This window comes from uncultured Romboutsia sp. (assembly GCF_958366745.1).
In the GTDB taxonomy this organism is placed as follows: domain Bacteria; phylum Bacillota; class Clostridia; order Peptostreptococcales; family Peptostreptococcaceae; genus Romboutsia; species Romboutsia timonensis.
The window spans coordinates 1-4,251 of the sequence record NZ_CATXCO010000204.1 but is presented as its reverse complement, the minus strand read 5'-3'; the positions used below and the strand labels follow the sequence as shown (position 1 = coordinate 4,251).

The window sequence follows — 4,251 nt, the reverse complement described above, 5'->3', positions numbered from 1 at the left end:
AGCAACTTCTTAATAACCCTTTTTTTCTAGTGTCCTTGACAAAGGGTCCATTTTATATAATCCTACTATTTTAAACTTCTTTTTTCTTCTACTTCTTTTCTTTTTTTTATCACATCTTCCCATTAAACATTCCCCCTATATAGTGATTTTAATAATTCAATAAAAAAAATTCAATTATAAAAGGAAAAAATGTATATAAAATGAATATTAGGGACAATACTTACAAAAAAGTACATAGGAGATACTTATGAATAATATTCAAAAAGGTAGAGCTGGTGAAATGATAGCATTAAAATATCTAATAGATAATAAGGCAAATATTTTAGAAACTAATTATAGAATAAATAGTGGAGAAATAGATATAATAGCTGAAATTAATGATGAATTAGTATTTATAGAAGTTAAGTCAAGAACTAACATAAAGTTTGGTTATCCATCAGAAGCTGTAGATTGTAGAAAAATTAGAAAAATAGTAAATACAGCTAAATATTATATCTTAAAAAATAATTTAAATAATGTACCGATAAGATTTGATGTTATAGAAATATATTTAAAAGATAAGAAGATAAATCATATAGTAAATGCTTTCTAGAAAGGAGTGCATATGCTTAGTATAATAAATTCTAGTAATTTAATAGGAATAAATGGTTATCTAATAAAGATAGAAATAGATATAACTAATGGGATTCCTTCATTTAATATAGTAGGTTTAGCTAGTACTGAAATAAAAGAGTCTAGGGAACGTGTAAAATCAGCAATAATAAATAGTGGATACAGATTTCCTAACTCTAGAATAGTTGTAAATTTATCACCTGCAGATATGAAAAAAGAAGGGTCTTTTCTTGATTTAGCTATATCTATAGGAATTTTAAGAGAATTTATAAGAAAAGATGATGGATACTTAAATGAAAGTATGTTTATAGGAGAACTTTCTTTAGATGGAAAGCTTCAAAAGGTAAGGGGAATACTTCCAATTATAATAGGGGCTAAGGAGTGTAATATAAAAAGATTATTTTTACCATATGATAACTTTTTAGAAGGATTATTTATAGATGGTATAGATATTATACCCGTAAAGAGTTTAAATCAATGCATAGACTTTTTAAATGGAAGTTTAGATATATGTAAAGAGTCTATTATTGAGGATATTAATATAAACAAAAAAGAAAAAAGTCAAAACGAATATGAAGAAGATTTTTGTGATGTATCTGGAAATTATTTTGTAAAGAGAAGTGCTGAAATAGCTGCAGCAGGTAATCATAATATGTTAATGATAGGCCCTCCAGGTTCTGGAAAAACTATGATAGCAAAAAGAATAAGGACAATACTTCCAGATATAAATAAGGAAGAGATGTTAGAAGTTAGTAAAATTTATAGCTCGATAGGATTAATAGATAATCAAAAAGGTATTATAGATAAAAGGCCATTTAGATCACCGCATCATACATCTACAAAGCAAGCTATGATAGGTGGAGGAATTGATGCAAAGCCAGGAGAGGTTGTATTGGCTCATAGAGGTATACTGTTTTTAGATGAAATAGCTGAATTTGATAGAAAAATATTAGAAACGTTGAGACAACCTATAGAGGATAAGATTATAAATATATCTAGAATAAAATATAATTTTGAATATCCATGCAATTTCTTACTAGTAGGTGCAATGAATCCATGTCCATGTGGATATCATATGTCAGAAAATGAATGTAGGTGTAAAACATATGAAATAGACAGATATATAAACAAAATATCTGGACCATTATTAGACAGATTTGATTTATTTGTAGAGGTAAATTCAATACCATATAAAGAGTTTATAAATACAAAATCTGAAACGTCTCATGATATAAGAAAAAGAGTTCAAAGTGCAAGATATATACAACAAACTAGATTCAAAAATTATAATATAAAAACTAATGATGAAATGAATTCTTCAATGGTAAATGAGTATTGCAAATTAAATGATGAAGGATCAGAAACTATCAACTTAATATTTAATAAATATAAATTAAGTAATAGAAGTTATATGAAATTATTAAAAGTTGCAAGAACAATAGCAGATTTAGATGGAGAGAATACTATAAAATCTAATCACATAGTAGAAGCTTTTTCTTTTAGAAAAACTTATTATAAATATTTTGAACAGAGGTGATTTATGAATATTAATGATGCTTATTTGTGGCTAAAGTCTATAGAGGGAGTAACAAATAATAATATAAATCAAATAGAGTCAAATAACATAGATATTAAAGATTTAATTAACTTTAGTGATAAGGAAATATATAATTTAAAAAATATAAATACAAATATTAAGGAAAATATAGTAAAATATAAAAGTCTAACTTATTTAGAGGAAATAAAGTCAAATCTTGAGAAAAAATTTATAAAATATGTTAGTATTTATGATGAATCATATCCATCTAATTTGAAACACATATATGATGCACCTAAAATATTATTTTATAAGGGAAATTTAGATGTATTAAAAAATAATATTAATTTGGCAATGGTAGGTTCTAGGAAGTGTACTCAGTATGGGATTAATTGTGCCAAAAATATAAGTAAAAGTTTGTCAGATGTAGGTATAAATATTATAAGTGGACTAGCTATAGGAATAGATACTTATAGCCATATAGGATGCTTAGAAGGTAAAGGCAAAACCGTGGCAGTAATTGGGTCTCCTTTAGATAATATATTACCAAGACGAAATATTAAATTAGCTCAAAAAATATTGGATGATGGTGGTTTGATATTGTCTGAATATAATATTGGAAGTGCTGTTTATCCTAGCAATTATGTTCATAGAAATAGAATATTGAGTGGGATAAGTGATGGTGTTATAGTAGTTGAGGCAGCTAAAAAAAGTGGTGCATTAATTACTGTTGAGTATGCATTAGACCAAGGCAAAAACGTTTTTTCTATTCCGGGCAATATAAACTCATGTATGAGTGAAGGATGCCATAAAATAATAAAAGAAGGAGCAACATTAATTCATAGTGTGGAAGACATATTAAATGAATACCAAATTGACAGGAATTATTATACAGAAAATTCTAAAAAATATGATAATATTAAATTGAATGAAAAAAGTATTGAAATATTAGAACTAATAAAAGATAATGGTATATTGAATATAGATGAAATTTGTGATAATACTAAAATGGAAGTAAAATATATAAACGCAATCTTAAATGAACTAGTACTTAAAGATTTATTAATAGAGATGAATAATCAAGTATACAGTTTAAATATATAAAGAAAATAAGTGGGGGTGTGTCGTTAATGGCAAAAACATTAGTCATCGTGGAATCTCCTGCAAAAGCTAAAACAATAGAAAAATTTCTAGGAAAAAGTCACTATACTGTAAAAGCTTCTGTAGGACATGTAAGAGATTTACCTAAAAGTAAATTAGGTGTTGATATAGAAAATAATTTTGAGCCACAGTATATAAATATACGAGGAAAAGGTGATTTAATAAAAGAGCTAAAAAAGGAAGCTAAGAAATCTAAGAAAGTTTATTTAGCTACCGACCCAGATAGAGAGGGAGAAGCTATATCATGGCACTTAGCTTATATTTTAGGATTGGATCAAAATGATGAATGTAGAATAGAATTTAATGAGATAACAAAAGATGCTATAAAAAAAGCTATTAAAAGTCCAAGGAACATAGATATAAATTTAGTTGATGCACAACAAGCAAGGAGGGTTTTAGATAGACTTCTTGGATACCAAATAAGCCCGATACTTTGGCAAAAAGTTAGAAAAGGATTAAGTGCCGGTAGAGTTCAATCTGTAACAACTAAGTTAATATGTGATAGAGAAAAAGAAATAGAAGCATTTATACCAGATGAATATTGGACAATAGATGTAGAGGCTAAAACTTCTAAAGATGAGGATATTAGTTTAAAGTTTTATGGTAGATCTAAAGATAAAATGGAATTACCAAATGAAGAAATAGTAAACTCTATTTTAGATGATATAAAGGATAAAGAGATAGTAGTAAATTCAATAGAAGCAAGAACTAGGAGAAAATCAGCTCCTAAACCTTTTACAACAAGTATGCTGCAACAAGAAGCAGCAAACAGACTATCTTTTACCACTAAGAAAACAATGAGTATAGCACAAGAGCTATATGAAGGTATTGATATTGAAAATGAAGGTACAGTGGGTCTTATATCATACATAAGAACAGATTCTAAAAGAATATCAGAAGAAGCAAAAGAGAAATCAAAAGAATATATATTAGAAGCATTA

General features: G+C 26.9%; 4 protein-coding genes. All 4 read left to right on the top strand.

What is annotated here, in order from left to right:
- Window positions 1-247 precede the first annotated feature (247 nt).
- A complete protein-coding gene (locus Q5F54_RS11235) occupies window positions 248-592 on the top strand; it encodes a YraN family protein (RefSeq protein ID WP_281538201.1) in 345 nt (114 codons plus the stop codon).
- A 12-nt stretch (window positions 593-604) separates the two neighbouring features.
- Window positions 605-2,149 (top strand): YifB family Mg chelatase-like AAA ATPase, encoded by a 1,545-nt coding sequence (locus Q5F54_RS11230; RefSeq protein ID WP_281538200.1) that lies wholly within the window; start codon window positions 605-607, stop codon window positions 2,147-2,149.
- Between the two features lie 3 nt (window positions 2,150-2,152).
- Window positions 2,153-3,253: a DNA-processing protein DprA gene (gene dprA / locus Q5F54_RS11225; protein WP_281538199.1), complete on the top strand. Its 1,101-nt coding sequence runs from the start codon at window positions 2,153-2,155 to the stop codon at window positions 3,251-3,253.
- A gap of 26 nt (window positions 3,254-3,279) precedes the next feature.
- On the top strand, window positions 3,280-4,251 hold a 972-nt coding region (locus Q5F54_RS11220), incomplete at its 3' end, for a DNA topoisomerase (RefSeq protein ID WP_302334444.1).

Excerpts from the sequence above, each read along its gene's own strand:
- dprA (WP_281538199.1), top strand. The coding sequence starts at position 2,153 with ATGAATATTAATGATGCTTATTTGTGGCTAAAGTCTATAGAGGGAGTA.
- Q5F54_RS11230 (WP_281538200.1), top strand. The coding sequence starts at position 605 with ATGCTTAGTATAATAAATTCTAGTAATTTAATAGGAATAAATGGTTAT.
- Q5F54_RS11235 (WP_281538201.1), top strand. The coding sequence starts at position 248 with ATGAATAATATTCAAAAAGGTAGAGCTGGTGAAATGATAGCATTAAAA.